The following is a 25,800-nucleotide window of genomic DNA, read 5'->3' as shown; positions in this document are numbered from 1 at the left end:
ATCCGCCGTCGCCGTACCGTAATCCGGTGCGGCGACGGCGTTTTCGTACCCGGTTATCCCACCGCGCCGCCCCGCAATAGCGATGCGTGCTCGGCACAATATCTTTCAGCCGATTTCCTCGGACAGTCCGACGATGATGCCCTCGGGGCCACGGATGTAGCAGAGCCGGAACATCTGCTCGTACTGTTCCACCGTGCCGACGAGTTCGGCGCCGTGGGTGCGCAACCGGGCAATGGTGTCGTCGATATCGTCGACGGCGAACATGATCCGACGGATCCCCAGCGTATTCGTCGGCGCGTTCTCGGGCTCGGGGCGTATCGCCTTCGGAGCATGGAAACTCGCCAACTCGATCTTGCCGTGGCCGTCCGGTGTCCGCAGCATCGCGACGTCCTCCCGGACATCGTCGATTCCGATGATGCGTTCCACCCAACGCCCCTCGACCGGCCCCTTACCCTCCAACTCCATACCGAGTTCGACGAAGAACTCGATCATCCTATCGATGTCTTCCACAACAATGAGGACATTGTCCATCCGCTGAATCGCCACAGCCCTGCCTCCTTCGCCACGGACCCCTCGATGGGCCTCGGTGCGGACAGTAGCGTGACCGAAACTCATCACACGCCGTTATCACCACTGCCGCCGCCGATATCCGCTGAGCCCCATCCTGTTTCCGGTCGAGGATGTCGACAAGTCGGGCTCTGATGACCAGGGTGGGCCGCCATCCGCCGTCGCCGCACCGAAATCCGTTGCGGCGACGGGCATCGGCCGCACCCGTTAGGTGTCGTTCCGGGGTGGCACAGTTGATCGTGTGACGGTGGTATTCGATGACATCGCGGGTGTGGAGGGTCTTCGTTATGGGGCGGACTGGCTCGAGGTATCGGAGCAGGTAACGGTGTTGGCCGCGATCGATGCAGGTGTGTGGTCGAGCGAATTGCGCCGCCGGGTCCAGCATTTCGGCCACCGCTACGATTACGGCCGCCGCTCGGTGTCCGCGCGCGAGCCCGCACCGCCGCTGCCCGGATGGGCGCGGGAATTGGCGGAGCGGCTGGAGTGGGATGTCGCGCCCGATCAGGTCATCGTCAACGAATACCTCCCCGGGCAAGGCATCAGCCCACATATCGACTGTGTGCCCTGTTTCGGGCCGGTCGTTGCAACCCTGAGCCTCGGCTCAGCGTGCACGATGGACTTTCTGGACCCCGACGGCGCGAGCCGGGTGCCGATCAGATTGGCACCCGGCAGTCTGTGCGAGATGACCCGTGCAGCACGTTACCGGTGGCGGCATACCATCCCGGCGCGCAAGACCGATCCCGCACCGTCCGGGCGAGTTCCACGCGGACGGCGAGTGTCGGTGACATTCCGAACGGTGCTCGCGGAGATCGACATCGAGAATCACGATAGTTGACGCGTGTCTACTAATGCGGTTACGCTGCGACCCAGCTAGTTGACACGCGTACACGATGCTCCGGCGAAGGGGGCGGTTGTGCAAACCGTATTGCGTTGGTACCTAATCATTTTCGGCGTCGCCTGCGTCTTGATCGCGCTGGCGCACATATTCGTCGGGCCGAACACGATCATCGGGGCGAATACACCGAACGCCACACTCGACGGCGACCTCCGTTTCAGCATGGTGCTGTTCGCCGCCTACGGCGCGGCCTGCGTATGGGCGGCACGAGACCTGAACCGCCACGCCGGCCTGATCCACCTGCTCATGCTGCTGTTCTTCATCGGCGGCCTGGTCCGCCTACTGACCGTGGCCTACGTGGGATGGCCACACTGGTTCTACATCGCCATGCTCGTCGTGGAACTCGTCACCCCACTGATCTATTCGCCACTGCTGCAACAGATCACGAAACGTCCGATCCGTTCGGACCTACTCGAACTGGCCCGATAACAATCCGCCTCGCCCCCAAGGGCTTCACGCCCCCGCACTAGCCGTCGCCGCATCGAATTACGCTGCGGCGACGGTGTTTTCGCCGTAACCCAGATTCACCTGCGGCAAGGGAAGTTCGATCAGCTGAGCCACGCAACTGCCCCCCAACTCGCCCGTTGTCGGGTCCGGCGTGGATCTACTGCTTGGTGCTGCCGGCGTCCTGGTTGTACGGGGCCGCCTGCCAGGTGGCCCAGTCCTTCAGCGAGCCCTGGTCCTCGGTGATGAACTGCCAGGGGCCGATGTACTTGTTGCCCCGCCACTTGTTGTTCTGGTTGAACGTGATGGCTTTCTCGATCACATTGCCCTGGTAGGGGGACCACTTCGGGTCGCTGCCGTAGTTGCTGAGCACGGCCATGTGGCCGCAGTAGGCGATATCGCAACCACCGACCTGCGCCGGGTCGAAGCGGAACTCGTTATTGCTGATGCTGACGTTCTGGGTCTTCCACCGGCAGTCGGAGCGGTACGGCTCGTTGTCGATTGTCCCGGCCGCACACTTGGCCAATGTGACCGCCGGGTTCACGGCAGTGCAGTAACCCGTGCTGGTGTTGGCCGGCGAGTTGCAGAATCGGTCGGCGTTCTCCCACAGGGCCACGCCGCCCCAGTTATCGATGAACAGGTTGTTGCTGATGTCCACTGTGGGCGTGCCGGTGCTGGTGGACGAGACTCGGCTGTCACCGCCCGATTCCGAAATGTAGACCGCGGTCTCGGGGAACGAGTCCGCTTGGGCCATCCGGGCCTTCCCGCCCTTTATGTTGTTGCCCTTGATCACATTGTTCCGGATCGCCGCGTTGTAGCTGATCTCGTAGAAGATCGCCTGGGCGTCATTGCCCTCGATCCAGTTGCCGTCGAAGAGGAAGTCGATGTCATTGGTGTCCGCCCACAGTCCGACGCTGCGGTTGTGGTGGACGTAGTTGTTGGTGACTCGCGCGCCTTGGACATCCCAGAACTTGCCGCCGCCGGTGCAGCCGCAGGTGGTGTCGCGCGCCTCCCAGTCATCCGTGTTGTTCCCGGCGATCTCATTGTGGTCCAGGGTGATGTTGGTGATGGACGACTTGCCGGGGACCGGGTCCTTGTACATGCTGAATCCGTACTGCCCGTTATCCTTCAAGCAGCTGTTGCGGACCACGTTGTCGCTGCCGAGGAAGACGCCGGCTCCGGCGTTGTCGTGGATGTAGAGCGACTCCATCACCCAGCCGTCACCGGAGTCATGGTTGACGACACCCGCGTTCTTGTTCTCGCCGGCCTTGCCGAAGTTCCGGATCTCCAGATCGGCGATGCGGACGCCGGCGGACGACCCGCCGAAGGCATAGCTGTTCAAGTGCTGGCCATCGAGGACGGCCCCCGGGGCCCCTATGTAGGTACTTTTGGCCCCTGGTTCGATCTTGTCGTACTCGCCACTGTCAAGTGTGTGCACCCCCGGCGCGAACCAAAACGTCTTGTTCTCCTGCCGGAAGTCCACGTCCTTGTTGTTGCCTTTCGGCACCTCGATCGCGCCCGGGGGCGCCGTGGTGGGGCCACCGTCGAGGACGCCGCTATTGCCGCAGATCTGGGGTGGCGCGGATGGTGGTCCGCCGACAGCGGTCGAGGAGCCCACGGCGGTGGCGGATAAGCCCGCGCAGATGAGGGCGACGACACTCATCGAGGAGAGGAGCCTGCGGGCCCGACATCCGAGCTTCACGATCTTCATTCCGGTATCTTCACGCGCCGACAACTGGGGAGGCAATTGTCCGGTTTCCCGGTGAGGGGAGTTCGAAATCGCCGATGAGGACACGCGCTCGAGTAGCTTACAACGCAGGGATGGGCCGAATTGTCTTGTGTCCCAATCGCCCCCAGCAATGTGCCGTTGTCCCAGTGGGCCGAATGGGCTGCCCGCCGGGGATTCCTGGCATCACCATCTGGGGATGTTCGGGTCCGAAGGCACCATGGTCGGTCATGCGCGGATTCTGAATTCAGGGTGGGCGTCCGGTGCCGATCGTTCACGAGACACCTGCGGCCGCATCAGGTTTCGGCATCGCGGAACTGGCGGCCGAGGTGGAACCCGAGCTCGGGCGGCGGGGAAATCGAGGACGAGCACGACCGATGTCGCGATCGAGAGCGTGAGGAAGACCAAGGCTCCCAGCAGTTACCGAGGTAGCGAACGGCCGCCACCGATTGGAAGGGTTTCGGCGAGAAGCGCTTTGGTTGCGGCAAAGGAGTGAAGGTCGGCGGATCGGTCGTAGGCTACCCCTGGTGTCGCGCCAGATACAGCTTGGGCATGTGTGAAGCCGTGCACGGCTCGGCCGTACATGATCAGCTGCCAATCGGCGTCGGCCCGGTTCATCTCCTCGGCGAATGCGGTGACGTCGGTGAGTGGGACGTGGGGGTCGCGAGCGCCGTGACAGACGAGGATCCTGGCTTTCACACCACCCGGCCGCGCGGGGGCGGACGTCGCGAGGCTGCCGTGGATGCTGACCGCGGCGGCAAGGTTCGCACCCGATCGCGCCAACGCGAGGCAAACCATTCCGCCGAAACAGAATCCGATGGCCACAGCGTCACCGGTCGCTTCCGGACATTCGGACAAGGCGGTGAGCCCGGCGGTCGCTCGACGGACCAGCAGCGCCGGATCATCACGCAGAGTTGTCAGGCATTCGAGGATCTTTTCTCGGTCGCCCCTGACGCCGTCGCCGTACATATCGCAGGCCAGAACGGTATAGCCGAGTTCTGCGTAGCGGTGCGCCTGATCGCGCGCATGCTGGTCCAGTCCGGCTCCTCCGTGAACGAGTAGGACTCCCGGAGCGGGAGTGCTGCTCCAATACAGCACGCCCGCGAGCGAGGTGTCATCGTCGCGGTAAGGCAGGCTGCAAGTCGAGACCGTCACCGTCGGCATTTGCGTGGCGGAGTTTTGGGGAAGAACATCATTCACGACAATCATTCCAAGGGGGTAGTTGTACACGGTGGGGTCGCGGATGCGACCGACTACGATCACTGACGTGGGGCCAGCCTGAACCTGGCCCCACGCTGGGTGTTATCGAGCCGGAGCGACGCTCAGTCGCGGCGGTCCCCATTCAGCGATGCGAACCGACATCGAATCACCGACTTCCGGGGCCCGGTCCCAGGAATCCTTGTGCAACAAACCATGGATTCCGGGCGCGACCTCGACGAACGCGCCGAACGGGACCACGGATACCACCGTCGCGTCGACGAGGGCACCCACACCGTACTTATCCTGGAACGCCTGCCACGCGGCAAGCGAAACCTCATGAGAGGACATTGTTTTCACCTCCTTTCGCAAGTCCCTGAGCTGATAGATCGGGATGCGTTGGGAGGGCGGGCCTCTGGCCCGCGCCGCGCTCACCGCGCGGCCGGGAAACCTGTCTGTGTGCGGCTTACAGCCGACCCGGCAGTCACAGGTGCCAGGATAGCGGAGGTGACCGACCAGGTCACTTGTCGCACCGAGGATCTCGTCAGCTCAGTCGTTCAGCGACCTGCTTCAAGCCGTCTCTGATCAGCCGCCCATATTCGTCATCGCCGAGCGCGCCGATCGTTTCCCGCGCACGCTGTAGATACTCACGAGCACGAGTGAGATCGCCCAACTTGCGATAGCACTCACTCAGGTTCAGATACAGCGAGGGATACAGTCCGGCCACCGGAACCGATACCCCGGCCTGCGCGACTCGCGCATCGGTGATCAGGCCGACGGCCGCCAGTGCTCGCTGATCCCAGATCAGCTCCTCTCGCACGTCGTCTTGCATATCGGCCATCGCGTGCGCGAGCGTGCAGCGCTGCAGGGGATCGCCTTGCTCGCCGCCGATCTCGTCCCAAATCTCCGCGAACTGGTGGCGAGCGGCCTCCCGCTCGCCACCGTGGCCGAGCCGCGCGACCTCGCCGATCCGGATGAGTATCGGATCCGTGATCATTCAGAATTCCTTCCCGGCACCATCTCCCGACCGCGACCGTATCGCCGCAGCCGACGATAGGAGCCGAACGGCCGCCACAACAACCCCGACGATATTTCCGAAATAGGCGGCCTGCCGCTGGAAAACCGCCATCGTTATCCGGTGCCGCTGCTGACACGATCGATGACTGGTTGTTTCCAGATCGTTTGTGGCCCTGCGAAGTTCGGCGATTCGCGGCATTGGTGGCGGTGGTGTCGAGCGCGGTCATCGCGCGTGAGCCGGGCGGCGGGCGGCGACCGTCAACGGCGGGAACCAGATGCCCCAGACGAGACCGGCCGCCGCGGGTGCGAGCGCGGTGAGCTGGGGCGTGGTGATGTGGACCGCTTCGGCGAACCAAGCACGCCAGGTTCCGGACAGCCAACTCCCGAACAAGTGCATTTGATCGCATCTCCTTGATAGACACGGTATTTCGGCGCGGTCAGGTGCCGAGGAAGCGGCCGCCGTCGACGACTACGCGTTGGCCGGTGATGAAACCCGCGCCTTCGGAGGCGAAGAAGCTGACGGCGTGGGCGACATCGGCGGGGACGCCCATTCGGTTCGCGGGGACCTGCGCGAGGTAGGCGGCGCGGACCGGGGCGGGGACGGTGGCGTGGCGTTCGACGGGGATGAAGCCGGGTGCGACGGTGTTGACCGTTATGCCGTGGGGTGCGAGTTCCCTTGCCCAGCTGAGCGTCAGGCCGATCTGCGCGTTCTTGGCCGTGGCGTATGCCGACCGGCCCGGAGGTGGGCGGTGGGCCACCTCGGAGTCGATCTGGATGATCCGGCCGAAGCCGCGGGCGCGCATGCCGGGAATTACGGCCCGGCCCAACAGGATTGGGCTCTTGACGAAGAAGTCCAACTGCTGGACGTGGTCGGCCCAGGTCACGTCGAGTAGCGGCGCCTCGGGCTGCGGGCCGGTCGCGTTGAGCACCAACACATCCGGCGGCCCGAGCGTTTCCGCGGTGGCGGCCACGAGTTCGTCGACAGCCCGCTCGTCGGTGATGTCGGCGCAGATCGCCGCGGCGACACCACCCGCATCACCGATCTCCCGTACCACCTCGCGCACCCGCGCATCGCCGGGTAATCCGTTGACCACCAAGGCGAATCCGTCGGTGGCGAGACGCCGGGCGATCGCGCTGCCCAGCCCGCGCGAGCTGCCGGTCACCAAAGCGACCCGCCGCGAGCCATCAGGCTGTCCGCTCATTCGGCGGGTACTCCCCTGCTCTCGCCGGGCCGGATTCCGCCGATCATCGAGATGGCAAGTGCCGCCGGATCTTTGTTGATCGCGAACATGGGTCTCCTCCGGAATCGCCGCGACGACAACCGATGCAACAATGCCGGTGCCCGGATTCGTTCCAATGGTCCGGTGCGCGGACCTGGACGAGCGTGCGAGCGTCAGCCTCGCATCGCCTGCGCTCTCAGCACGTCCACTTCGCAGCCCGGCAAGGTCGGGTCGAAGCCGTGCTCGACCAGCCAGCGGACACCCCGCAGGCTCCGCAAAGACCACCACGCGCGGACGATATCCCGGTCGACATCCGCGCCGTACCCGGCGATGACGTCGTCGAGGCGCTCCGGATGTCCCAGCGTCAAGGTGGCGAGATCGTACAGGGCATCGCCGGGGCCCGCCTCGGACCAGTCGAGCACGCCGGTGACCTCGTCACCGTCGACGAATACGTGGGCGACCTGCAGGTCGCCGTGCGCGAACACCGGTGTCCACGGCCGCAGCGCGGCCTCGGCGGCCCGGCGGTTACGGGTGACCACGTCGGCGGGCAGAACATCGTTCGCGATGAGCCACGCGCATTCGGCGTCGAGTTCCGATGCGGCCCCGTCGAGGTTGCGACCGGGCCACGGCGGCAGCGGCGCATCGTGCAGCCTCCGAACGGCGGCGCCCGCCGCGACCCACGCCGCCGACGATGCGGTCGACGGCCGGCCCAGGCGGCCGAGCGGCGCTCCGCGCAGGGCGGCGAGCGCGAGCACGGGCGGCTTGCGCCACAGGACCTCCGGCGTCGGAATCGGCGCCAAAGCCATCGCATCGACCTCGATATCGGTGTGTGCCTGATCGACGTCGATCTTCAGGAACATCTCACCCACGCGCAACGTCGCGCGCTCCTGATGGGCCACAACGACTTCGATTCCCGCCACGCCGGCCATTATCGCGAGGATGATCGCCGACGTCGCCGCATTTTTCGCTGGCGGGGCAGCCCACATCCGAGCCTCTGTGCCGAGGCGACCCGCCGACTACTTCTTGACAATCAACTCCAGGGCGATGTTATCCGGGTCCCGGAACTCCAGAATGTAGCTGACGCCGATATCTTTGATCTCCTCGTGCGCGACACCGCACTCATCGAGATGTGCTGCGGCCGCTTCCAACTCGGCCAGTGAACCCAGCGGGAACGCGAGATGGTCGAGCCCGACCCGGTTTTCGTCGAAGCGGTCGGTCCCCACCGGCCGCAGCGCGATCAAACCGTGTTCCATCCGATAGATCACCCCACCGTAGAGGAACCCGAGCCGCTGCTTCGTCTCCTCATCGGCGCCGTCCGGAACCTCCAGCGCCACAGGCCATCCGAACACCTTCTCGTAGAAGGCCCGCGACCGCCCGATATCGCATACGGTGAGCCGGACATGGGCAATGGATTCCACGGAAATCGACATGCCACCGATACTGGCACAGCATTGCCCTACCGACCGGTTGACGTCATGACGGCCCGTCGGCGACCTTGTCACAGCGCGCGGAAAAGACTGTGGGCCATCCGCTTCGCCACCGATGCCGGGATCGGTCCCGCATCGGGCCCGGCGCTGTAGTAGCGCAGAAATGCCTGGTGGAAGCAGCCGCCGTCGAGTAGCGCCGCCACGGTTTCCACGTCGGCATCGGCGGCGATCCGGCCGAGTTCCTGTTCAGCGCGCAGGTATTCGGCGATCCGGGCGATGGCGTGTCCCGGCCCGCCGCCGTGTTTGCGCATGGCGTCGCGGTGCGCCGCCATGCGGGCGTGTTCGGCGAGCAGCCCGCCGAACAGCGGTAGCGCCCGCTGATAGAAGGCGGTGGCGGCGCGGGCGATGGCGGCCAGGTTCGCCTCGACGGTCGATGTGCCCGCGCGCGGGGTCAGCGCGGAGAGATCGGGCATTCGCTCGCGCAGCACCTCTAGGATCAGCTCCTCCTTGTCGCCGAAGTGTTTATACAGCGCGGCCTCGGAATAGCCTGCGGCCCTTGCGATTTCCTTGGTAGTGGCATGGGCGACGCCGCGCTCGCGCATGATGTCGGCGGCGGCGTCGAGGATGCGATCGCGGGTTCCCAACGGTGAGCTCCGGTTGACAGGTTAGTAATTACTCACCCACTATAGGTTAGTAAATACTCACCAACCTGATGGGGTGCGATATGCGGCTCACGATCTTCGGCGCGACCGGCCGGACCGGCGCTCATTTGGTCCAGCAGGCACTGGACGACGGCCATGAGGTGACGGCGGTGGTACGCGGTCGGCATCAACTGCCGCAGCGAGCCCGAATGGTCGCTTTCGACCCGGCCGAACTGGCAGGGGCCGTCGCCGGCGCGGACGCGGTACTCAGCGCCATCGGCTCCCGGGAGAAGGGACCGACCTCGGTACAGGCGGATACCATCCAGATGATCGCAAAAGCCATGGCGGCCACCGGAACACGACGACTGTTGGTGATGAGCAACAGCGCCAGAATCGCCGGGCCGGGCGACGACCCGTTCACCCGCTACGTGGTCAAACCGCTGATCCTACGAAATCTATTGCGCCACAGCCTCACCGATATGTCCCGCGCCGAGGAGGTGGTCCGCGGGTCCGGCCTCGACTGGACGATCGTGCGCGCACCACAGCTGACCGACAAGCCGGGCAAGGGTTCCTATCGCACGGCCATCGATCGCAATGTGACCTTCGGCGTCCGGATCACCCGCCCCGACCTGGCCCGCTGCGTGCTCACCCTCGCCGCCGATCCGTCGGCGGTCCACCACCATGTCAACGTCGCGAATTGAGCAGCGGCCACGAACAATTCACCTACCGATCCACTCGGCACCGGCACACACGAAGGCTGAAGAACTGCGCCGAATTCCGCGGCCGACTACAGTGCGGCGGGCGGCAACCAGACGCCACCCTGCCGGTCCAGGCAGCAACATATACGCGGCGTAGAACCGGATCCGTCGACGATTCAGTTCATGGCAACCAAATGATGTGGAGGACAAGATGACCGAAGAATGGCGCGGTGTCGTGAACGCCATTCTCTATGTGGTTCAGTTCAATGAACTCGGCCCGGCGGAGGTGAGCCGCGTATCACGCGACTTGCTCACAAAACCCTTCTTTGATCTCACAGCCGATCAGGAGTACCGCGCGCTCCTCGAAGCGCTCGAGTCGGGCGCAGAGCTCAATGCGACGATAGGCACGAGGCACAGCGAAGCCGAGATTCGAGATTTCCTCAACCGGATCGTTGCCGAACTCGACGACATGCGACCATGGCCGGAAGTGTCGTGGCCGGAGATCGAGCCCACGAGTACCGTGCCCAGGGGCTCGATAGCCCGGTACCGGACGACACCGATACACCCCGAGTTCGTGGGTGAGGAAGTGCCGGGCAATCGGGTATGGCGTGACACTCACGTCAAATACTTGAATGCAACCGAACGACAGGCGTACAAACTCACCATCCGCGATGGCCTGCTATACGACAGCACCGGCCGCCTCCTCGACACCTCGACTGCCAGCACACTGTGGACCCCACAAGGCGGACGGGCGATCTTCGTGATGGACGAGAACGGCGACCTGTATTCCTCACCGCAACACATCGCGGGGGTATTCCATCACTCGAGTTTTCTCGCGGGCGCACCAGTAGCAGGAGCAGGCGAAATCCGGGTCAGCAACGGCCATTTGGCTCTCATCTCCGATCACAGCACCCACTATCGGCCCGCGCGTAAGTTCACGCACCAGGTCGTCGAGCACCTACGTGAGAAGGGTGTGCACATCGATGACAGTCAGGTCGAATATCACGCCCACCGGAAGCGGTCTGAACCCGTGCCCTGGGCAATCGAGTAGCGAAGACGACTGATCAGTCCACGTGGGGACAGCGAACACGGGCGGAAATCGCGGTATCAGGTGCTCCGGATTCAACAGGCGGTCAACGACATACGGGCGCACGCAACATCCCGCGGCGGATGCAGGGTCGTTGAAGCGGCGGTCACGATATGCGGCACCGGGCTACCGCAGCAACCGATCCGGGCGCGGCACCGACAGCTGCTGACGAGGCGCGTCAGCGCGCGAGATCATCCTGCGGACTCGCGGCGATCGAGTGCTCGCAGTTGGGTCAGCAATTGGCGACGGCGCATGGGTGATACTGCGGCGCGGTCTATTCCGGTGATGACGGCGTCCATCGCCCACAGCATGCGCAGGTCGAGGCCGCGGACCTGAGCGGCGCGCATGCGGCGGTAGGCTTCGACGGCGCCGACTTCCTGGAGTTCGGACACGAAGTTGATACCGGCGGGTCCGAGCATCAGGCCTGCGGCCTCGTTCAGGTCGGTCCAGTAGCGGGCGCGGCCGCGAATCCGCAAGTGCTGTCCACGGATTCGGGCGGATTCCGCCCAGATCGCGTAGCGCAGGCCTTCCGGGTCGGCCGGCGGGCCGTCCGGCCGGTCCAGCACCTGGCGGCGCGCCCGTGCGGCGACGCCGACCATCTGATGGAAGTGCCGGAAGATCTGCACCTCACCGTCGTAGCCGTGTCGCCATGGGCCGAGGTAGCGGTGGTCGGAGGTGCGCTCCGCGGTGTTCATGCGGGCGACGTCGACCGCCCAGTCGCGGCACTCGTCCGGGTCGATCGGGGCGAGCACGATCATCCCGCTGCGGCGGCTGGTGGTGCCGCGCTCGGCCCGCCACCGCCAGTCCGGGCGACCTGCCCAATAGTCTTGGGACAGACCGAAACTGCGCCACCGCACCGTCCCCTCGGACGGCCCGCGCAGCGGCAGCCGGTGTCGCAGCTCCCGTGCCGCCGTCGCGGTGAGATTGCCGAACCAGTTGGGCAGCAACACGATCGGGTCGGCCGGGTCCGCGTCGAACGGGGTCGGCGCGAGGAACGGCTGATCGATCACCACCAGGGTGCCCGGCCGCGCCTGATACGACAGCCCCCAGAGCAGCCGGGCCAGCAGCTGTGCGCCCCGGTCGTCGGAGAGCACATGCCAGGTGTTGTGAAAACGGTTGGTACTGAATCGGATTGCGGTGCCGGGGCGCAGCGAGATGACGGTGTGGTCCCGGCGGTCGAGTCGCATCGTTCGGCGATGCACCTTGAGCCCGTCCCCCACCGCATGTCGCGTCCCCGGCCGCTGCGGCTTCACTCTCATAGGTGTTCCATGACGCCACAGAATCCGCCGCCGCTCAACCGAATTTCACCCGGCCGCCCGAAGATTCGTCACCGAGCGGCGAGCACCTCCCGCAACCGGTCGCCGAACCCGGCCGGATCGGATACGAATCCGATGTGGTCCCCAGGAAATATGGTCGGCTCGATGCCGAGAGCGGCCGCGAGGGCACGGGTGCTGCGGTCGCAGAGCTGCCCCGCCGACTGCTCGCCGATCGCGGCGATGATCCGCACCGATCCGGCGCGCAACGCGTCGAGATCCGGTGCCCACGCGGTGGTCTCGCGCATTTCGTGCGCGAACCAGTATGCCTCGGAGGCGAGTTGCGTCAGGTCGCGGTCGCCGCCGAATTGCTCCCGCAGCACCGGTTCCGGTATGGGAATATTCGCGTTGGCCATGAACTGCCGCCAGGCCCCGAGTGCGTCGCCGGACCGGTGGGTGGCGATCATTTCCTCTGTCCGAGAACGTAATTCGGCGCGATCGTCGAGCAACTCGACGATCGGCGGTTCGTGCGCGATGACGGTGTGCACCAGATCGGGGCGTGCCTGCGCCAGTGCCAGTGCGGTGACGGCGCCGCCGCTGCTGCCGAACACCACCGCGGGGCCCGCGCCGAGTTCGGTGAGCAGTCGGGCCAGGTCGTCGGCGCGCAGTTCGGGGGTCGAGTCCTGGTCCGGATCGTCGAGGACGCTGCCCGCGTGGCCGCGCGGATCGGTGGTGAGCACGGTGTGATCCCCGGCGAGCAAATCGGCGAGCGGCGCGAACGCCGCTGCCGCCATCGGCGCGCCGACCAGCGCGATCGGGGTTCCGGCGCCGCGCACCTCGTAGTGCAGGCTGGCGCCGGGCACCGTCAGGGTGCGGGCGGTGACGACTGAATCCATGGGTCCTCCTTCGGAACGGGTGTCCTCAGGAACAGACCGCCGCCGCCGCGCGAATTCATCGGTCCCCGGTGCGTATTTCAGCTCAGCACCGCACGCAACCGCTTGGCGAAGGCCTCCGCGTCCTCCATGAAGCCGCCGTGCCCGCCGGGGAACAGGGCCGGTTCGATCCCGAGTCCGGCGGCCAGCGCCCGCGATGCGCGGTCGCACAGCTGGCCCGCCGAGGTCTCGCCGATGCCGATCACCAGGCGGGTCGGGACATTGCGCAGCGCTTCGATATTCGGCAGGAACTGGGTGGTCCCCAGCATCTCGTGGCGGAAGAAGTAGGCCTCCTCGGCCAGCTGCGCCGGATCGCGGCCCGGACCGTACATCTGGTCGATCATCTCCTCGGAGACCGGAACCTCGGTGAACGCCATGAACTTTCGTCCGGCGGCGAGCCTGTCGCCCGCGTCGTAGGTGGCCATGATGTCCTCGATGGCGGCAATGCGTCGCGCGCGGTCGTCGAGCAGTTCCACCAGGGGCGGCTCGTGCGCGACGGCGGTGGTCACCAGGTCCGGATTGTCCTGCACGAGGGCGAGCACGCTGCTCGCGCCGCCGCTGGAGCCGAAGGCGATGGCGGGGCCGCGGTCGATGTGGACGATGAGCCGGGCCAGATCGTCGCCGCGCAGTTCGGGGGTCGAGTCCTGGGCCGGATCGTCGAGCACGGTGCCGCCGTGACCGCGCGGATCGGTGGTGAGCACGGAGTGGTCGGTGGCGAGCGTATCGGCCAGCGGAGCGAACGGCGCCGCCGTCATGGGCGATCCGGCCAGCACGATCAGTGGTCCGGTGCCGCGCAGTTCGTAGTACAGGTTTGCGCCGGGAACCGCGAGGGTTCCGGTGCCGACGGGGATGGATTCGGTCATCGGGGAGCTCTCCTAGTGACGGCGGTGTCACCAGTCTGGACGGTGCGAGCGCCCGATAGTCATCGTTCGCGGCAAGTTCGCGCCGAATTCGGCCGCGGGTTCCGCCTGCTACGCCCGCTGCGCGGCCCATTCCGCCACGACGGCGCGGCCCTGGGGTATCGCCAGATCCAATAGTCCCGGGAATTCGGCGTCGAGGTCGGCGCGGCGCAGCCGGTTCATCCGGCGGGTGCCCTCGTCGCGTTGCGCGATGACGCCGGCCTCGCGCAGCACCCGGAAGTGATTGCTCTGGGTCGACTTGCTGACCGGGAGTTCGAAGACACGGCAGGCCAATTCGGCATCGTCGTCGAGTTCGGCCAGTCGCGCGACGATCGCCAGTCGGACCGGATCGCTCAATGCGGCGAGTACCTCGGTGAACCGTAGGTCCGCGCGGGCGGGGTGGACGAGTTCGGTGGCGGTGCGGCTGGCCATACCCCCAGAATAACTCATGTTCCGATTTTCCGAACATGTGCTATGTTCAGGAAATCCGAACATGAAATCTTGGGGAGCCCACATGTCACACGCCGGATGGCGGTTCTGGTCCATCGCATACACCCTGCTGATCCTGCTCGCGGGCACGAATATCCCGACCCCGCTATATCGCGGATACGCAAGGGAATTCGGCTTCTCACCGCTGGTGCTCACGCTGATCTTCGCCGCCTATGTCGGCGCGCTCATCCCCTCGCTGCTGCTGTGCGGTCCGCTCTCCGACGCGATCGGCCGCCGCCGGGTGCTGCTGCCCGCGCTGGCGCTGGCCGCGCTCGGATCCATACTTTTCGCACTGGCCACCAGCACCGGCTGGCTGTTCGCGGCGCGCATCCTGCAAGGCATCGCGGTGGGTGCGGCCTCGGGGCCGCTCAGCGCGGCACTGGTCGAATTCGAGCCCGCGGGCGATCATCGCAAGGCCGCGCTCGTCTCCACCGCCGTCTCCATCAGCGGCATCAGCGTAGGTCCGGTGTTGGGCGGAGCGCTGGCCCAATATGCCCCGGCCCCATACGTTCTGCCGTTCATCGTCGAGGTCGGGCTGCTGCTGCCCGCCGCCGTCGCCGTGCTGGCTCTCCCGGCGGCCGGCCACACCACCCCGTGGCGTCCGCGCCGCCCCGAACTGCCCGCCGAACTCCGTCCCGTCTTCGCGACCAGCGGCGTGGCCAGCTTCCTCGCCTTCGCGGTGGTCGGGCTGTTCCTCACCCTGGTGCCGACCTACGTGGCGAATCTGTCCGGCAGCGCCAACCTGCTACTCGGCAGCGCCGCCGCCGCACTGATGGGCGCCAGTTCCACCACCGCCCAACTGATCGGCTACGGCAGACCCGCCCGCACCCTCGAACTGCTCGGACTGCCGATGTTGGCCACCGGCCTTGCGCTGCTTGCGATTTCGGGTAGCGTCCGGTCGCTGCCGGTACTGCTGGCGGCCACCGTCATCGCGGGCGTCGGACAGGGCCTCGCCTTCCTCGGCGGGCTCACCGCCGTGAATCATGCCGCCCCCGCCGAACGCCGCGCCGAGGTGCTGTCCAGCTTCTTCGTCGCCTGCTACTGCGGCACCGGCGGCCCCGTCATCGGCATGGGCCTGCTCGCCACCGCCATCCCCCTCTCCACCGCCGTCCAATACGGCGCAGGCGTCGTGGCGCTGGCCTGCCTCACGCTTCTACTGGCACTGGTCCGCGCCAACCGCCGCACCCCCGTCAACGCCTGATCGTCATCGAATCCGTTGCGCGGCACCGAATTCCCGGGCCGAGTCGGTGGCGACCGCGGTGATCGTCACCGAATGGGCCGTCACGATCACGCTGCTGCTGCCCGGTATCGCCGGATTCGTCCTGCCGCGCAACGGATGTCGCGTGGCCGTCCCGACTATGCCCAAACCGACACACCTACCCGCTTCAGCCGATCGCGGACTGCCGGGACGGCACTCGGCTGCGTTCGTCACATGCCCGGGCCCGGCAACCACTTATCGAACAGCGACTCACCTCCGCGCGAACCTTCGGCCGGCGCGAGCAGATGCGCGGCCCCGAGCCGGGACGAAAGCTGACGACCGTCCACGCAGCGCGAGTATGCGATGGTTGTCGGCGTGCAATCGTTCACGTTGACCGCGATGACTCCCGAGGACGCTCGAATCATCCGGTTGTGGAGTTATGAACCGCCTTACGAGATCTACGGCATGGATGACGATTCCAGCGAGGCGGAGCTGCTGAATACGCGCAGTCCGCACTACGCGGTCCGCGACGGGGACGCGGATCCCGTGGGGTTCTTCGCATTCGGTACGGCGGCGCTGCCGTGGAGCACCGCGCCGGATCTGTACGGAGCCGAGGGGGAGGTCTCGATCGGGCTGGGTATGCGGCCGGATGCCACCGGCCGCGGCGCCGGGCTCGCATTCCTGCGATCCGGACTGGAATTCGCCCGGGAAGCGTTCCGGCCCAGCTATTTCCGGCTCTTCGTCTACGGCTGGAACGAGCGCGCCATCCGGGTGTACGAGCGGGCCGGATTCCGGCGCGTCGGCGATTATGCGCAACCGGATGGCGACGAGTTCTGGGAGATGCGCCTGACCGAGTGACGCGATCAGCTCAGGTCCGCGACCTCGAGGTGGATCTGCCGCCCGACCTCCAACTCCACTAGGAATCCGGAGGTATCCGCGGACGATTCGACGGCATAGAACGCCGCCACCGCGACCTCCCTCACCCGCAACCGATTACCGCCGAACCCGCGCCGTCCGAGAATGATCGGCTGCGCCCGCTCGAATGTCGGCTCCGCCGCATGCTCGGACAGCGGTGATCCGACGAGATCGGTGCGGGTGCCGGGCACGAACCGCACGGAGACGATCTGATCGAAGCTCGGCCTGCGCGCGATCCGGTGCGCGAGATACAGCCGCCCGCCCCGGCCGAAACACAGGTGGGTCGGCACGCGCCCGGCCCCGCACGGATCGAGTTCGGCGAAGTACATCACGGTCCGCACGGTCGCGGTGACCTCCCGGGCGATCGGGATGCCGCCGCGTTCGGCGCGCCCGCGCACCAGCGTGCCGCGGAAGCGGGTGCGCGGCCGGGCGGCGCGCGGATCGAGTTCGGCGATCGGGAAAAACTCGGGTTCGAAGGTGTGTGTGCCGTCGTAACCGATGCGCCGGTCGGTGCCGAGGGCGCGGCGGCCGCGCTCGTCCAGTTCGATATCGAGCAGCGTCTGATAGTTGTGGGGCGACTCGAAGGTCGGCCGGTTTGCGAGATAGCAGTCCACGCCGGTTCCGAACACCGTCATGCCGCGCGCGCCGCACCGGGGCGGCTCCGCGGCCCGGATGCCGCCGCGTGGGTGGGTGTCCAGGCTGTTCATCTGCCCAGAATGCGCCGAATGCACCGATCTTCCACGAGTGTCGCGCTACTCGATTCGGCGTGTCCCGCTACTCGGCACGCGATGCCGAAAGCGACCCGCGCGTCGGCGGATTCACCGGCATCGAGTGCCGGGGCGGTCATCGTTGCGCGGCGCGCCAGCGCAGCAGCGCGGGCCCCGGTAGGTGGATGCCGTCGGCGCGCACCGCGGTGACCGCCAGCAATTCCAGCGCGCCGATCGCGATCATCCCGAGCCCGGCCACCACACCGAGCGCGACCAGCGAATTCACCTCGAGCAGGATCACCACGATGCCGAGCGCGATGGTGAACAGGCCGAACAGTTCCTGTTTCCCGGCGTGCGGCAGGTCATCGGTCCAGGCGGCGGCGGTCGCGTGCGCGATACCGCGGGTGATCCAGGCCAGCCCGAGCCAGACGTCCAGCAGCAGCACCGAATTCACATCGAGCAGCGTCAGCACCGCCATGGCCACCGCCAGCGCGCCGCTCAGGAACAGCTCCAGCCGCAGCGGCCAGGCGAACCGGGCCGCGAATGCGACGGTGAGCTGGGTCATCCCGCTCAGCAGCAGATAAAGACCGCACAGCAGTTCGGCGATGCCGACCGTCTTCTGCGGCCACACCCCGAGCATCACACCGAGGACCACCGAGCAGATCCCCGTCACCAGAATCGTCTGCCGCACGCCCTCGCCCAACACCGGCGCGCGCTGTAGCTCCTCGTCCGCGGGCATAGCTATATGGTATGGCCCGCCACTGTGGATAACCTGTGATTTGCTGCGCAGTATGCCAACTCACACGGCGTGCCGCATCGCATCATCGGCCGCGCGTCGGCGGTCAGCTCGCGGCCTCGGCGGTGGTCGGGCCGCCGAGGCCCTGCCAGTCCGGTTCGGCGGCGATGGCGCGATCCAGCGCGGTGCGGAACGCGGCGGGGACATCGGCGTCGAGCGCGGCCAGCCGCTGTTCGATCGGCGGCCTGCGCTGCGGCGGGCACAGTCGCAGCAGGTCCGTGTACAGCGCGCGCAGCCGACGGGTGACCTGCAGCGAATCCGCGCCGTAGTAACGGATTTCGTCGACCGCGAGCGACAGGTAGTCGATCCAGTCGGAGTTGCGCAGCCGCAGCCGCTCGACCCCGGCGCGGTCTCGGTAGCGGCGCACGCCGAGGTCACGCCCGGACAGTTCGACCAGCAGCGCGCCGATGTGATCGAGGGCCTGCACCGCCGTTGTCGGATCGTTGACCGCGGGCGAGAGCGCCTTGAGCGCGATATCCACCATCACTCGCAGCGCGAACGCCGGATCGGCGTCCACCACCCGCTCGATGCCGAAGACCACGTGCCCGCGCAGCTTTCGCTCGTCGACACCGTCGCCGCCGTGGATGGCGAACAGCGCCGCGCCGGGCAGCACGAAATCGCCGATCGCGGGCACCAGGGTGATGCGGCACGCCGCGGCGGCGGCCAGCGCGGTGACCGGTCCGGTGTCGATGCCGAGCAGCACCCCGCCGGTGCCCGCATAGCGGATCACCCGGTCCGGGGAGTTCGGATCTGGATTCGGAACATGTTGTGCGCCAAAGGGTTCCGGATGCACCTCGGCGGCGGTACGGGCACCGGTGCGCGCCATGTACTCCAGCGATTTCACCAACCGCAGGAAGTTCACCACCCGGGTCAGCAGCGCGAAGAACAGTCCGACGCTGGCCAGTGCTAGCCCGATCGCGACGATCGAGGACAGCACCGGTTCGTAATCCTCCACCCTGGTGCCGAGCCGCACCGAGATCAGCAGCGTGTAGGTGAAGGTCGCCATGAAGGTGCCGAGCGCGGCGCCGACCACCCAGTCCTGGGTCAGCCGCGGCGACAGCCGCGCCGACATCGATCCGGTGCCGAACTGGATCACCAGCAACACCACACTGAAGACGAAACCGGAGAAGGTGATGGTGCCCGAGGCCACCGACGACAACACCGTCGCCATCACCCCGGCATCGAAGGTGCCCGCGACCGGCACCCGCCGCAGCTCTTCGGCCAGTGCGCGATCCACCGCCGGCACCGCCCATGCCAGCAGCAATGCCGCGGCGACGATTGCCGCGGGCAGTCGCCACACCCGGCGCTGCCGGTAGGTCCAGCGCACCCGGCTGAATGGGTTGAGCATATGCGCCACCACCGATCGCTGGGAGGTTGCCAGTTATTGCCGACCTTAGCCGGATGCGTCGACCCTGCCGGTGTCCGACGCCGATCGATTCACAGGCGAACCAGCATCTTTCCGATATTCGCGCCGCGCAGCATGCCGAGGAATGCGTCCGGCGCGTTCTCGATCCCGTCGACGATCGTCTCCGCGCCGCGCAGGCTGCCGTCGGCGACCCAGCGCGCGGCCCGTGCGGTGTAGGCGGGCTGGCGGTCGAGGTATTCGGTGACCAGAACGCCTTGGAGGCTCAGGTGTTTGGTGACCACGTTGTACAGGTTGCGCGGACCGGGCACCGGGGTGTTGTAGCCGCTGATCATGCCGACGAGCGCCGCGCGGCCACGCATCGTCAGCGCGTCGAGGGCGGCCTCCAGGTGGTCGCCGCCGACGTTGTCGATGTACACATCGATGCCACCGGGCGCGGCGGCGCGCAGTTGGTCACCGATCGCGCCCGCCCGGTAGTCGAGGCCGATATCGAAGCCGAAGGTGTCGGTCAGGGCGCGCGCCTTGTCCGGTCCGCCCGCCGAACCGATCACCGTCGCCGCGCCGAACTTGCGCGCCAGTTGCCCGGCGACGCTGCCGACCGCGCCCGCCGCACCGGATACGAACACCACGTCACCGGCGCGCACCCGGGCGAATTCGGTGACGGCGAGGTAGGCGGTGAATCCGGTTTGCCCGAGCACACCCAGGTGGTCCTGCGGGCGATCGAGCGAAATATCAAGGGCGGTCACCGTTTCCGCGTCCAGCAGGGCGTACTCCCGCCAGCCCGCGAAATGCGCGACGGTCGCGCCGACCGGGATATCGGCGCGGGAGGCGACCACCTCGCCGATCGCGTGCCCGTCCAGCGGTGCGCCGATCGCGAACGGGGCGATATAGGAATCGCCGTCGTCCATCCGGCCCCGCATGTACGGGTCCACCGACATCCAGGTGTTGCGGACCAGCACCTGTCGGGGGCCCGGCTCGGGCACCTCGGTCTTCGCCAACTCGAAGGTGGCCGGTCCCGGCATGCCCTGCGGCCGCTCGGCCAGCCTGATCTCGCGGCTCTCATAGGTTTTCGTCATGCTGATACCGTGCCGGGGCCCGCTTCGGGTTCCCTTCGGGTTCGCCGTCGTCGCTGGAAGTAAGCTGGTGCGATGCGTTTCGGAGTGCTCGGCTCGTTGGCCGTATGGACCGATGACGGCAGGCCGGTGCCGATTCCGGACGCGAAGGTGCGGGCGCTGCTCGCCGGACTGTTGATCGCGGCGGGGCGGCCGGTTCCGCCGGATCGGCTGATCGAGGATCTGTGGTCGACTCGGCTGCCCCGGAACCCGTTGGCCACCTTGCAGTCCCGGGTGTCACAGCTGCGGCGCACGCTGGCCGCCGCCGAACCGGGCGGCCGCGAACTCGTGCGATGGGAGCCCGCCGGATACCGATTGGTTGTCTCTCCGGATGCCGTGGACGCCAACCGTTTTCGCGCGATGGTCGCGGAGGCGCTGGATACCGGCGATGCGGCGCTGCGGGTGCGGCTGCTCTCGGACGCGCTCGGCCTGTGGCGCGGCCCGGCATACGCCGAGCATGCCGACGCCGATTTCGCCCGCGCGGCGGCGACCCGGCTGGACGAGGAACAGATCACCGCCGTGGAACAGCACGCACAGGCACTCCTGGACGTCGGCGAAAACCCGGCGCTGGCAAGCGAACTCGCCGACCTGGTGGCCAGGCACCCGCTGTGTGAGCGCCTGCACGCCGCACATCTGCGCGCCCTCTACCGGGCCGGTAGGCAGAGCGAGGCGCTCTCGGCGTACGCCGCGCTGCGCACGCGGCTGGCCGATGAACTCGGCATCGATCCGGGTCCGGAGCTGGCGGCGCTGCACGAGGCGATCCTCAAACAGGATCCGGCGTTGCATGCGAAAGCCACCGCGCCCGCGGTCGGCTCCCCTTCTTCGGCGATCGGCGCCGCGAATCTGCCCGCAACGGTCACCTCGTTGATCGGGCGGGCCGACGCGGTGACGGAGGCGCGTGCGGCGCTGGGCGATTCCCGCCTGGTGACGCTGACCGGCCCCGGTGGAGTCGGCAAGTCGGTGCTCGCGATCGAGACGGCACGCGGCCTCGAAACCCGCTTCCCCGAAGGCATTTGGTACGCCGATCTCTTGAACCTCACCGGCGACGCCGGTCCGGAGGAGATTCGCGCGCTGGTCACTCGCGGTGAAATACGCCCAGCCGCAGCCGATTCGGACCCATCGCGTGCGCCGGTCGACCCTTCGGCCGCCTTCGCTGGAACACTTCCTGCCGATGGCGATCCCGTGCCCACGCGCGCCACGGATCCGGCTTCGGCCCACACCTTGCCCGGTGAAACCTCCTCGGCTCCACTCAATTCGGAGCCCGTCAGCACAGTTGATCCGGCGCGCTCACCAGTCGATTGCGTCGGCGCAACTGCGGTCGATTCGGAGCCCACGAGTGCGACAGGTCCGGCGGCGGCCCGCACCCTGACTCGGCTCGGTGGAACATTGTCGGCCACAGGTGATTCGGGTTCGAACAAGACCGGCGAGTGGCTGCTGGTGCTCGATAACTGCGATCATGTCGTCGACGCGGCCGCGGAGGTCGTCGAGTCGCTGCTGCGGGTGGCGCCGGGGCTGCGGGTGCTGATGACCGGTCGGGAACCGCTCGCGGTTGCGGGTGAGCGGGTGCTCTGGGTGGCGCCGCTGACCGTGCCGTCCGAGGGGACGGGTGGCCTGGAATCGTCCACCGCGATAGCGCTTTTCGTCGAGCGCGCGACTGCGGCGGCGCCCGGGTTCCGGCTGGTTCCGGACAATGCTGCCGCTGTCGCCACGATCGTCCGCCGCCTCGACGGGATCCCGGTCGCGTTGGAGCTGGCCGCGATTCGGGTGCGCAGTCTCGGCGTCACCGCGCTGGCCGCCCGCCTCGACGACCCGCTCGCCGTGCTGACCGGTGGCCGCGGCGGTCCGGCCCGGCATCGCTCGCTGCGGGCATTGCTCGACTCCGACTGGGAGCGGCTGTCGTCTTCCGAGCGAATCCTGTTGTCTCGCTTGGCTGTTCACGACGGCGCGGTTGCTCTCGACGACGTCGGCGATGTCGGTGCGCTCACCCGTCTGGTCGATCGCTCGCTGGTCACGATGACCGAACATTCGGACGGACCCCGCTACCACCTGCGCACGGCCGTCCGCGTCTACGCCTTGGAGAAGCTGTGCGCGGCAAGCGAATCCGAGAAGCGCGGGCTCACCCCGGTACCGTCCGGCGGCGACGCGCAGGCCGTCGCCTGACGATCCCACGGTTAACGATCCGCGTCCGCGACACGACATCAGGGCAACGCGATCAACCGGATAAGCAGCCGGGTTTCGAGCCGAGGACGACCCATGCGCATCTCCACCCGCACCACTGCCCCGCTGTCGTGGCGGAGCGCGGTGACAGCTCTCGGCGTCCTCGCGTGTGCGGCCGCGATCGGCGGCTGTTCGTCCACCAAAACCACCACCCAGCCGACATCGACGACGGTCGTCGCCGCACCCGTTCCGTCGAACACCGTCACCACACAGGAGTCGGCGCAGCCGCCGACGGTAGTACCGCAATCGCCGACGGTCGCCCCACAGCCACCGGCTCCGGAAACCCCGCCGCAACCCGCCCCGAACCCCCATCCCTCGTCGGGAACGTCGTTCCCCGGCGAGGGCCTCACCGCCCAGCAGGCCGCGGACCTGCAGAAATCCGTCGACAGCGGGCATCAGCCGTGGCGGCTGGACCGAGTCGCCGTCGCAAAGGCCTTCGCACAGGGCCGATTCGGCTGGTCCGAAGTCCAGACCAGTACCGGCGCACCGGTGGTCGTCTTCGTCACCAACCGCGACGGCAGCAAGGTCGCATTGCACCTGATCCAGCCGGCCACGCACGGCGACCATGGCATCTGGGAAGTGGACAGCGGTGTCTGGAGCTGAAATACCCCGCTACATCCGGGTTTTCGCGTATTCGTGCAATACGTCGCGGACGAAGGCCGCCGCACCGTCATAGGTGGCGGCGAACCGCGGATCGTCGACGTACATATCGGCCAGGCCGCACACCATCTGAATGGACCGTTCCCGGTCGCCCTCGGCGGTCGGCGTGCCGGGGATCTCGGTCAGCCACGCGACATGCCGGGCGGCCTGCGACTGCGCGCGTTCCGCTGTCGCCGCGACACCGTCGCGCCACAGGTCGATCCATGCGGCGACCAGCTCGTCGGTCGCACGTTTCCACGCCCGCTGCTGTTCCAGGGTTTTGTCGTGCCACCAGTCGTTGGCGGCCTGGAACGCCGCCTCGCCCCACCGCGCGACAACCTCGTCCCGGTATCGGTCGTTGAAGCCTTCCAGCATCACGTCCATGCACGGGTCGATCCCGGCCTGCCGGGATTCCAGCGTGTGCCGGACGGCGTGGATCCGCTGGTCCAGCAGGTCTCGTTCGGCTTCGAGGTCATCGATGTGCGCCCGGAGCGCACCGAGTTCGTCCGCCTCCTCGTCCAGGACCCGAGCGATGGTGGGCAGGCCGAGCCCGAGCCGCCGCATGAGCAGGATGCGCTGCAGGCGGGCGACGGCGTCCGGTCCGTAATACCGGTAACCGTTCGTCCCGATCCTCGACGGTGACAGCAACCCGATCCGGTCGTAGTGCCGCAGCGTCCGGCCGGTGATACCGGCCCGCGCCGCGAGCTCGTTGACCAGCCACTCCATCGTCGTCTCCTGCGTCATGCCACCCAGCGCAAGCGTTCCGGTCCCGCCGCTGACGAGTCCGCTTGCCGTAGCCATCACACAGCTACCTTACTGAGCCGAGTTCGACCAGAGGAATTCGACCGAGAAGCCGATCGTCACCGCCCGGATCACCTGCCGGGCCGACCACACTGAATTCCATTGCGCGCGAACAGATCTCGGGTGATCAGCGCCCCAGTGCGGTGGCGATGATCTCCGCGCTGTCGGCGTGCAACGCCTGCGCCGCGGTCTGCCCCGTGGCCGCCAGGTAGGTGTCGACCAGCCTGTTGCCGACGGCGTATCCGGCGCCGGTCGGCAGACCTACCGGGGTGATGCCGAAGTGTTCTGCGATGGCGTCGCCGTGTACCCAGGCCGTGAAGTTGTGCATGCCGGTCAGCCCGAGTTGGGGCACCACCTTGTCGAATACCGCGTCGTCGGTCAGGTGTGGCACGCCGATCCGGGTGTAGCCGAGTTCGTCGCCGAAGAGTTGGCGCGCGAACGCGTCGGCCAGCCCTTCCGAAACCACGTGCTCACCCAGCGTGACGGTCATCGGGTTCCACACCACGCCACCGGGACTGAAGCGCAGGTTGTGGTGCAGTTCGTGCACGGCGGTCGCCTCGATCCGCGCCACGTTCTCCGGATACGGCCACAGCGTGATGGTGATCTGGCCGGAGATGCCGCCGAATGCGCTCATGCCGAGGCTCGGACCCATCAGGTTGGTGTCACCCGGGTCGCCGAGCACGAGAAGCACGGTGATATCCGGCGCGGTGAATCCGGGATTGGCCGCCAGCAGAGTGGTCTGCGCGTTGTCCAGGGCGTGTTGCATTCGCTTCCAGGCATCGCCGGCTGCCAGCGTCTCCAGCGCGGCAAGGCACTGGTCCTCGGCGCGGTCCAGCGGGAATCCGGCCGTCCGCCGGTGCATATCGGTCAGGTCGACATCACCGGGCTGATAACGGTACATCCCCCTGATGGGTTCGAGCATCGCCCGCAGCAGGTCGGCGCGCGCCGCGGGCGCGGCCCGCAGGATCCGCGTCATCTCGGTGTAGGTGTCGAGAACGGTGATTGTCATGTCGGCGGACACTAAACATTGACGTAGCGACAACGTCAAAACCTTTTGGTCGCCGGGCTATCCCGCCAGGGTTGACGACGGTCATCCACCTGGGTTTGTCGCGGTCTCGCATTTCGCGCACGGCGGCAAGGGTTTCCGTGGTAGAACGGCTGCCGGTCGTCCATTGATTCGCGTCATCCCGGCGCATTCGGAACACGTTTCATGCCTGTCGTTCCGCCGCGTGGTGCACCGAATGCACTCGCACCAGCGTCGGGTCGTACGATTCGGCGATCCGAGTGGTCTCCGCGATATGCATACTCACGTCCGGCCGCTGCAGCGCCTGCCGAAACAGCTCCTCACTGGCCCATTGGGCGTAGTTGATCACCCGCTTGCCGTCCAGACCGACATGCAGGTTCGCCGAAATGAAGCCCGGCACCGTCATGAAGACCTCCCGGGTCGCCCGCGCGAGCGCTTCGACAAGCTCCTGCTGGCGTGCCGGATCGACGTTGAACACATTGATCAGGGTGACCAGGTCGGCATCGGGGCTGATGGTCGTCGATGTACTCATAAGT

30 protein-coding genes are annotated in these 25,800 nt (G+C 67.0%); 8 read left to right on the top strand and 22 right to left on the bottom strand.

All coding sequences use genetic code 11. The features are described 5' to 3' along the window. Positions 1-105: 105 nt before the first annotated feature. Positions 106-546 carry a VOC family protein gene (locus tag F5544_RS21840; protein WP_238847379.1) on the bottom strand — a complete coding sequence of 147 codons (441 nt, stop codon included), beginning with the start codon at positions 544-546 and terminating at the stop codon, positions 106-108. Positions 547-808: 262 nt separating this feature from the next. On the opposite strand from F5544_RS21840, the gene F5544_RS21835 reads away from it, so the two are divergent. Next, positions 809-1,402: an alpha-ketoglutarate-dependent dioxygenase AlkB gene (locus F5544_RS21835; protein ID WP_203217626.1), complete on the top strand. Its 594-nt coding sequence runs from the start codon at positions 809-811 to the stop codon at positions 1,400-1,402. 78 nt (positions 1,403-1,480) lie between these two features. Continuing rightward, the gene (locus F5544_RS21830; protein ID WP_167474908.1) at positions 1,481-1,891 is read left to right on the top strand and encodes a DUF4345 domain-containing protein; all 411 of its coding nucleotides are present in this window, start codon (positions 1,481-1,483) and stop codon (positions 1,889-1,891) included. Between the two features lie 175 nt (positions 1,892-2,066). On the opposite strand, the gene F5544_RS21825 is transcribed toward F5544_RS21830, so the two are convergent. The 9 genes from F5544_RS21825 to F5544_RS21785 form a co-directional block, all read right to left on the bottom strand. Beyond that, positions 2,067-3,617 carry a right-handed parallel beta-helix repeat-containing protein gene (locus F5544_RS21825; RefSeq protein ID WP_203217625.1) on the bottom strand — a complete coding sequence of 517 codons (1,551 nt, stop codon included), beginning with the start codon at positions 3,615-3,617 and terminating at the stop codon, positions 2,067-2,069. A gap of 435 nt (positions 3,618-4,052) precedes the next feature. After that, entirely contained in the window at positions 4,053-4,862 is an 810-nt protein-coding gene (locus tag F5544_RS21820; RefSeq protein ID WP_167474907.1) for a dienelactone hydrolase family protein, read from the bottom strand. A gap of 72 nt (positions 4,863-4,934) precedes the next feature. Continuing rightward, complete coding sequence (locus F5544_RS21815) at positions 4,935-5,180, bottom strand: S1 RNA-binding domain-containing protein (RefSeq protein WP_167474906.1); 246 nt, start codon at positions 5,178-5,180, stop codon at positions 4,935-4,937. A 193-nt stretch (positions 5,181-5,373) separates the two neighbouring features. After that, positions 5,374-5,826, bottom strand: a complete 453-nt coding sequence (locus F5544_RS21810) for a hypothetical protein (protein WP_167474905.1) — start codon at positions 5,824-5,826, stop codon at positions 5,374-5,376. Positions 5,827-6,069: 243 nt separating this feature from the next. After that, the gene (locus F5544_RS21805) at positions 6,070-6,243 is read right to left on the bottom strand and encodes a hypothetical protein (protein ID WP_167474904.1); all 174 of its coding nucleotides are present in this window, start codon (positions 6,241-6,243) and stop codon (positions 6,070-6,072) included. Between the two features lie 40 nt (positions 6,244-6,283). Next, positions 6,284-7,048, bottom strand: a complete 765-nt coding sequence (locus F5544_RS21800) for an SDR family NAD(P)-dependent oxidoreductase (RefSeq protein ID WP_167474903.1) — start codon at positions 7,046-7,048, stop codon at positions 6,284-6,286. A gap of 191 nt (positions 7,049-7,239) precedes the next feature. Continuing rightward, the gene (locus tag F5544_RS21795) at positions 7,240-7,995 is read right to left on the bottom strand and encodes a phosphotransferase family protein (protein WP_238847378.1); all 756 of its coding nucleotides are present in this window, start codon (positions 7,993-7,995) and stop codon (positions 7,240-7,242) included. Positions 7,996-8,082: 87 nt separating this feature from the next. Then, positions 8,083-8,496 carry a VOC family protein gene (locus F5544_RS21790; protein WP_167474901.1) on the bottom strand — a complete coding sequence of 138 codons (414 nt, stop codon included), beginning with the start codon at positions 8,494-8,496 and terminating at the stop codon, positions 8,083-8,085. A gap of 68 nt (positions 8,497-8,564) precedes the next feature. After that, positions 8,565-9,137: a TetR/AcrR family transcriptional regulator gene (locus tag F5544_RS21785; protein WP_167474900.1), complete on the bottom strand. Its 573-nt coding sequence runs from the start codon at positions 9,135-9,137 to the stop codon at positions 8,565-8,567. An 80-nt stretch (positions 9,138-9,217) separates the two neighbouring features. On the opposite strand from F5544_RS21785, the gene F5544_RS21780 reads away from it, so the two are divergent. Next, the gene (locus tag F5544_RS21780) at positions 9,218-9,835 is read left to right on the top strand and encodes an NAD(P)-dependent oxidoreductase (protein WP_167474899.1); all 618 of its coding nucleotides are present in this window, start codon (positions 9,218-9,220) and stop codon (positions 9,833-9,835) included. Between the two features lie 208 nt (positions 9,836-10,043). Continuing rightward, positions 10,044-10,883 (top strand): hypothetical protein, encoded by an 840-nt coding sequence (locus tag F5544_RS21775; RefSeq protein WP_167474898.1) that lies wholly within the window; start codon positions 10,044-10,046, stop codon positions 10,881-10,883. A gap of 227 nt (positions 10,884-11,110) precedes the next feature. Here the strand turns inward: F5544_RS21775 and F5544_RS21770 are convergent, their stop codons facing one another. The 4 genes from F5544_RS21770 to F5544_RS21755 all read right to left on the bottom strand — a co-directional run bounded on the left by F5544_RS21770 (position 11,111) and on the right by F5544_RS21755 (position 14,453). Continuing rightward, a complete protein-coding gene (locus tag F5544_RS21770) occupies positions 11,111-12,178 on the bottom strand; it encodes a TfoX/Sxy family DNA transformation protein (protein WP_167474897.1) in 1,068 nt (355 codons plus the stop codon). Positions 12,179-12,246: 68 nt separating this feature from the next. After that, positions 12,247-13,068: an alpha/beta fold hydrolase gene (locus F5544_RS21765; RefSeq protein ID WP_167474896.1), complete on the bottom strand. Its 822-nt coding sequence runs from the start codon at positions 13,066-13,068 to the stop codon at positions 12,247-12,249. A 77-nt stretch (positions 13,069-13,145) separates the two neighbouring features. After that, entirely contained in the window at positions 13,146-13,967 is an 822-nt protein-coding gene (locus F5544_RS21760) for an alpha/beta fold hydrolase (protein WP_167474895.1), read from the bottom strand. A 108-nt stretch (positions 13,968-14,075) separates the two neighbouring features. Next, positions 14,076-14,453, bottom strand: coding sequence for an ArsR/SmtB family transcription factor (locus F5544_RS21755; RefSeq protein ID WP_238847377.1), 378 nt, complete (start codon positions 14,451-14,453; stop codon positions 14,076-14,078). Between the two features lie 64 nt (positions 14,454-14,517). Between F5544_RS21755 and F5544_RS21750 the strand changes: the two genes are divergently transcribed. Next, positions 14,518-15,693 carry an MFS transporter gene (locus F5544_RS21750; RefSeq protein ID WP_238847376.1) on the top strand — a complete coding sequence of 392 codons (1,176 nt, stop codon included), beginning with the start codon at positions 14,518-14,520 and terminating at the stop codon, positions 15,691-15,693. A gap of 3 nt (positions 15,694-15,696) precedes the next feature. Here the strand turns inward: F5544_RS21750 and F5544_RS21745 are convergent, their stop codons facing one another. Beyond that, positions 15,697-15,858 (bottom strand): hypothetical protein, encoded by a 162-nt coding sequence (locus F5544_RS21745; protein ID WP_167474893.1) that lies wholly within the window; start codon positions 15,856-15,858, stop codon positions 15,697-15,699. A gap of 207 nt (positions 15,859-16,065) precedes the next feature. Here F5544_RS21745 and F5544_RS21740 point away from each other — a divergent pair, with 207 nt between their 5' ends. Further along, a complete protein-coding gene (locus F5544_RS21740; RefSeq protein WP_238847375.1) occupies positions 16,066-16,548 on the top strand; it encodes a GNAT family N-acetyltransferase in 483 nt (160 codons plus the stop codon). A 5-nt stretch (positions 16,549-16,553) separates the two neighbouring features. Here F5544_RS21740 and F5544_RS21735 read toward each other — a convergent pair whose 3' ends face one another. The 4 genes from F5544_RS21735 to F5544_RS21720 all read right to left on the bottom strand — a co-directional run bounded on the left by F5544_RS21735 (position 16,554) and on the right by F5544_RS21720 (position 20,547). Continuing rightward, positions 16,554-17,312, bottom strand: a complete 759-nt coding sequence (locus F5544_RS21735; protein WP_167474891.1) for a hypothetical protein — start codon at positions 17,310-17,312, stop codon at positions 16,554-16,556. Positions 17,313-17,448: 136 nt separating this feature from the next. Further along, positions 17,449-18,051 carry a DUF308 domain-containing protein gene (locus F5544_RS21730; RefSeq protein ID WP_167474890.1) on the bottom strand — a complete coding sequence of 201 codons (603 nt, stop codon included), beginning with the start codon at positions 18,049-18,051 and terminating at the stop codon, positions 17,449-17,451. A gap of 103 nt (positions 18,052-18,154) precedes the next feature. Beyond that, positions 18,155-19,456 carry a DUF2254 domain-containing protein gene (locus F5544_RS21725; RefSeq protein WP_167474889.1) on the bottom strand — a complete coding sequence of 434 codons (1,302 nt, stop codon included), beginning with the start codon at positions 19,454-19,456 and terminating at the stop codon, positions 18,155-18,157. Positions 19,457-19,545: 89 nt separating this feature from the next. Next, the gene (locus tag F5544_RS21720) at positions 19,546-20,547 is read right to left on the bottom strand and encodes an NADP-dependent oxidoreductase (protein ID WP_167474888.1); all 1,002 of its coding nucleotides are present in this window, start codon (positions 20,545-20,547) and stop codon (positions 19,546-19,548) included. A 72-nt stretch (positions 20,548-20,619) separates the two neighbouring features. On the opposite strand from F5544_RS21720, the gene F5544_RS45990 reads away from it, so the two are divergent. Both F5544_RS45990 and F5544_RS21710 read left to right on the top strand, forming a co-directional pair. After that, a complete protein-coding gene (locus F5544_RS45990) occupies positions 20,620-22,743 on the top strand; it encodes an AfsR/SARP family transcriptional regulator (RefSeq protein ID WP_203217624.1) in 2,124 nt (707 codons plus the stop codon). A gap of 93 nt (positions 22,744-22,836) precedes the next feature. Next, on the top strand, positions 22,837-23,403 hold the full coding sequence (locus tag F5544_RS21710) for an acyl transferase (RefSeq protein WP_167474887.1): 567 nt from the start codon (positions 22,837-22,839) through the stop codon (positions 23,401-23,403). Between the two features lie 9 nt (positions 23,404-23,412). Here the strand turns inward: F5544_RS21710 and F5544_RS21705 are convergent, their stop codons facing one another. From F5544_RS21705 to F5544_RS21695, 3 genes are all read right to left on the bottom strand, one after another. Beyond that, the gene (locus F5544_RS21705; protein ID WP_238847374.1) at positions 23,413-24,240 is read right to left on the bottom strand and encodes a MerR family transcriptional regulator; all 828 of its coding nucleotides are present in this window, start codon (positions 24,238-24,240) and stop codon (positions 23,413-23,415) included. Between the two features lie 127 nt (positions 24,241-24,367). Next, positions 24,368-25,249, bottom strand: coding sequence for a DUF2268 domain-containing protein (locus tag F5544_RS21700; protein ID WP_167474886.1), 882 nt, complete (start codon positions 25,247-25,249; stop codon positions 24,368-24,370). 199 nt (positions 25,250-25,448) lie between these two features. Beyond that, positions 25,449-25,796 (bottom strand): antibiotic biosynthesis monooxygenase family protein, encoded by a 348-nt coding sequence (locus F5544_RS21695; protein WP_167474885.1) that lies wholly within the window; start codon positions 25,794-25,796, stop codon positions 25,449-25,451. Positions 25,797-25,800: the final 4 nt, after the last annotated feature.

Source organism: Nocardia arthritidis, from assembly GCF_011801145.1.
GTDB lineage: Bacteria > Actinomycetota > Actinomycetes > Mycobacteriales > Mycobacteriaceae > Nocardia > Nocardia arthritidis_A.
This window is presented reverse-complemented; position numbering and strand designations above follow the sequence as displayed.

Coding starts and splice junctions, on each gene's coding strand:
- F5544_RS21735 (WP_167474891.1), bottom strand. CDS start 17,312: ATGAACAGCCTGGACACCCACCCACGCGGCGGCATCCGGGCCGCGGAG.
- F5544_RS21795 (WP_238847378.1), bottom strand. CDS start 7,995: ATGGCCGGCGTGGCGGGAATCGAAGTCGTTGTGGCCCATCAGGAGCGC.
- F5544_RS21700 (WP_167474886.1), bottom strand. CDS start 25,249: ATGACAATCACCGTTCTCGACACCTACACCGAGATGACGCGGATCCTG.
- F5544_RS45990 (WP_203217624.1), top strand. CDS start 20,620: ATGCGTTTCGGAGTGCTCGGCTCGTTGGCCGTATGGACCGATGACGGC.
- F5544_RS21790 (WP_167474901.1), bottom strand. CDS start 8,496: ATGTCGATTTCCGTGGAATCCATTGCCCATGTCCGGCTCACCGTATGC.
- F5544_RS21770 (WP_167474897.1), bottom strand. CDS start 12,178: ATGAGAGTGAAGCCGCAGCGGCCGGGGACGCGACATGCGGTGGGGGAC.
- F5544_RS21760 (WP_167474895.1), bottom strand. CDS start 13,967: ATGACCGAATCCATCCCCGTCGGCACCGGAACCCTCGCGGTTCCCGGC.
- F5544_RS21780 (WP_167474899.1), top strand. CDS start 9,218: ATGCGGCTCACGATCTTCGGCGCGACCGGCCGGACCGGCGCTCATTTG.
- F5544_RS21705 (WP_238847374.1), bottom strand. CDS start 24,240: ATGGCTACGGCAAGCGGACTCGTCAGCGGCGGGACCGGAACGCTTGCG.
- F5544_RS21775 (WP_167474898.1), top strand. CDS start 10,044: ATGACCGAAGAATGGCGCGGTGTCGTGAACGCCATTCTCTATGTGGTT.
- F5544_RS21765 (WP_167474896.1), bottom strand. CDS start 13,068: ATGGATTCAGTCGTCACCGCCCGCACCCTGACGGTGCCCGGCGCCAGC.
- F5544_RS21710 (WP_167474887.1), top strand. CDS start 22,837: ATGCGCATCTCCACCCGCACCACTGCCCCGCTGTCGTGGCGGAGCGCG.
- F5544_RS21825 (WP_203217625.1), bottom strand. CDS start 3,617: ATGAAGATCGTGAAGCTCGGATGTCGGGCCCGCAGGCTCCTCTCCTCG.
- F5544_RS21695 (WP_167474885.1), bottom strand. CDS start 25,796: ATGAGTACATCGACGACCATCAGCCCCGATGCCGACCTGGTCACCCTG.
- F5544_RS21805 (WP_167474904.1), bottom strand. CDS start 6,243: ATGCACTTGTTCGGGAGTTGGCTGTCCGGAACCTGGCGTGCTTGGTTC.
- F5544_RS21810 (WP_167474905.1), bottom strand. CDS start 5,826: ATGATCACGGATCCGATACTCATCCGGATCGGCGAGGTCGCGCGGCTC.
- F5544_RS21800 (WP_167474903.1), bottom strand. CDS start 7,048: ATGAGCGGACAGCCTGATGGCTCGCGGCGGGTCGCTTTGGTGACCGGC.
- F5544_RS21815 (WP_167474906.1), bottom strand. CDS start 5,180: ATGTCCTCTCATGAGGTTTCGCTTGCCGCGTGGCAGGCGTTCCAGGAT.
- F5544_RS21730 (WP_167474890.1), bottom strand. CDS start 18,051: ATGCCCGCGGACGAGGAGCTACAGCGCGCGCCGGTGTTGGGCGAGGGC.
- F5544_RS21755 (WP_238847377.1), bottom strand. CDS start 14,453: ATGAGTTATTCTGGGGGTATGGCCAGCCGCACCGCCACCGAACTCGTC.
- F5544_RS21720 (WP_167474888.1), bottom strand. CDS start 20,547: ATGACGAAAACCTATGAGAGCCGCGAGATCAGGCTGGCCGAGCGGCCG.
- F5544_RS21750 (WP_238847376.1), top strand. CDS start 14,518: ATGTCACACGCCGGATGGCGGTTCTGGTCCATCGCATACACCCTGCTG.
- F5544_RS21725 (WP_167474889.1), bottom strand. CDS start 19,456: ATGCTCAACCCATTCAGCCGGGTGCGCTGGACCTACCGGCAGCGCCGG.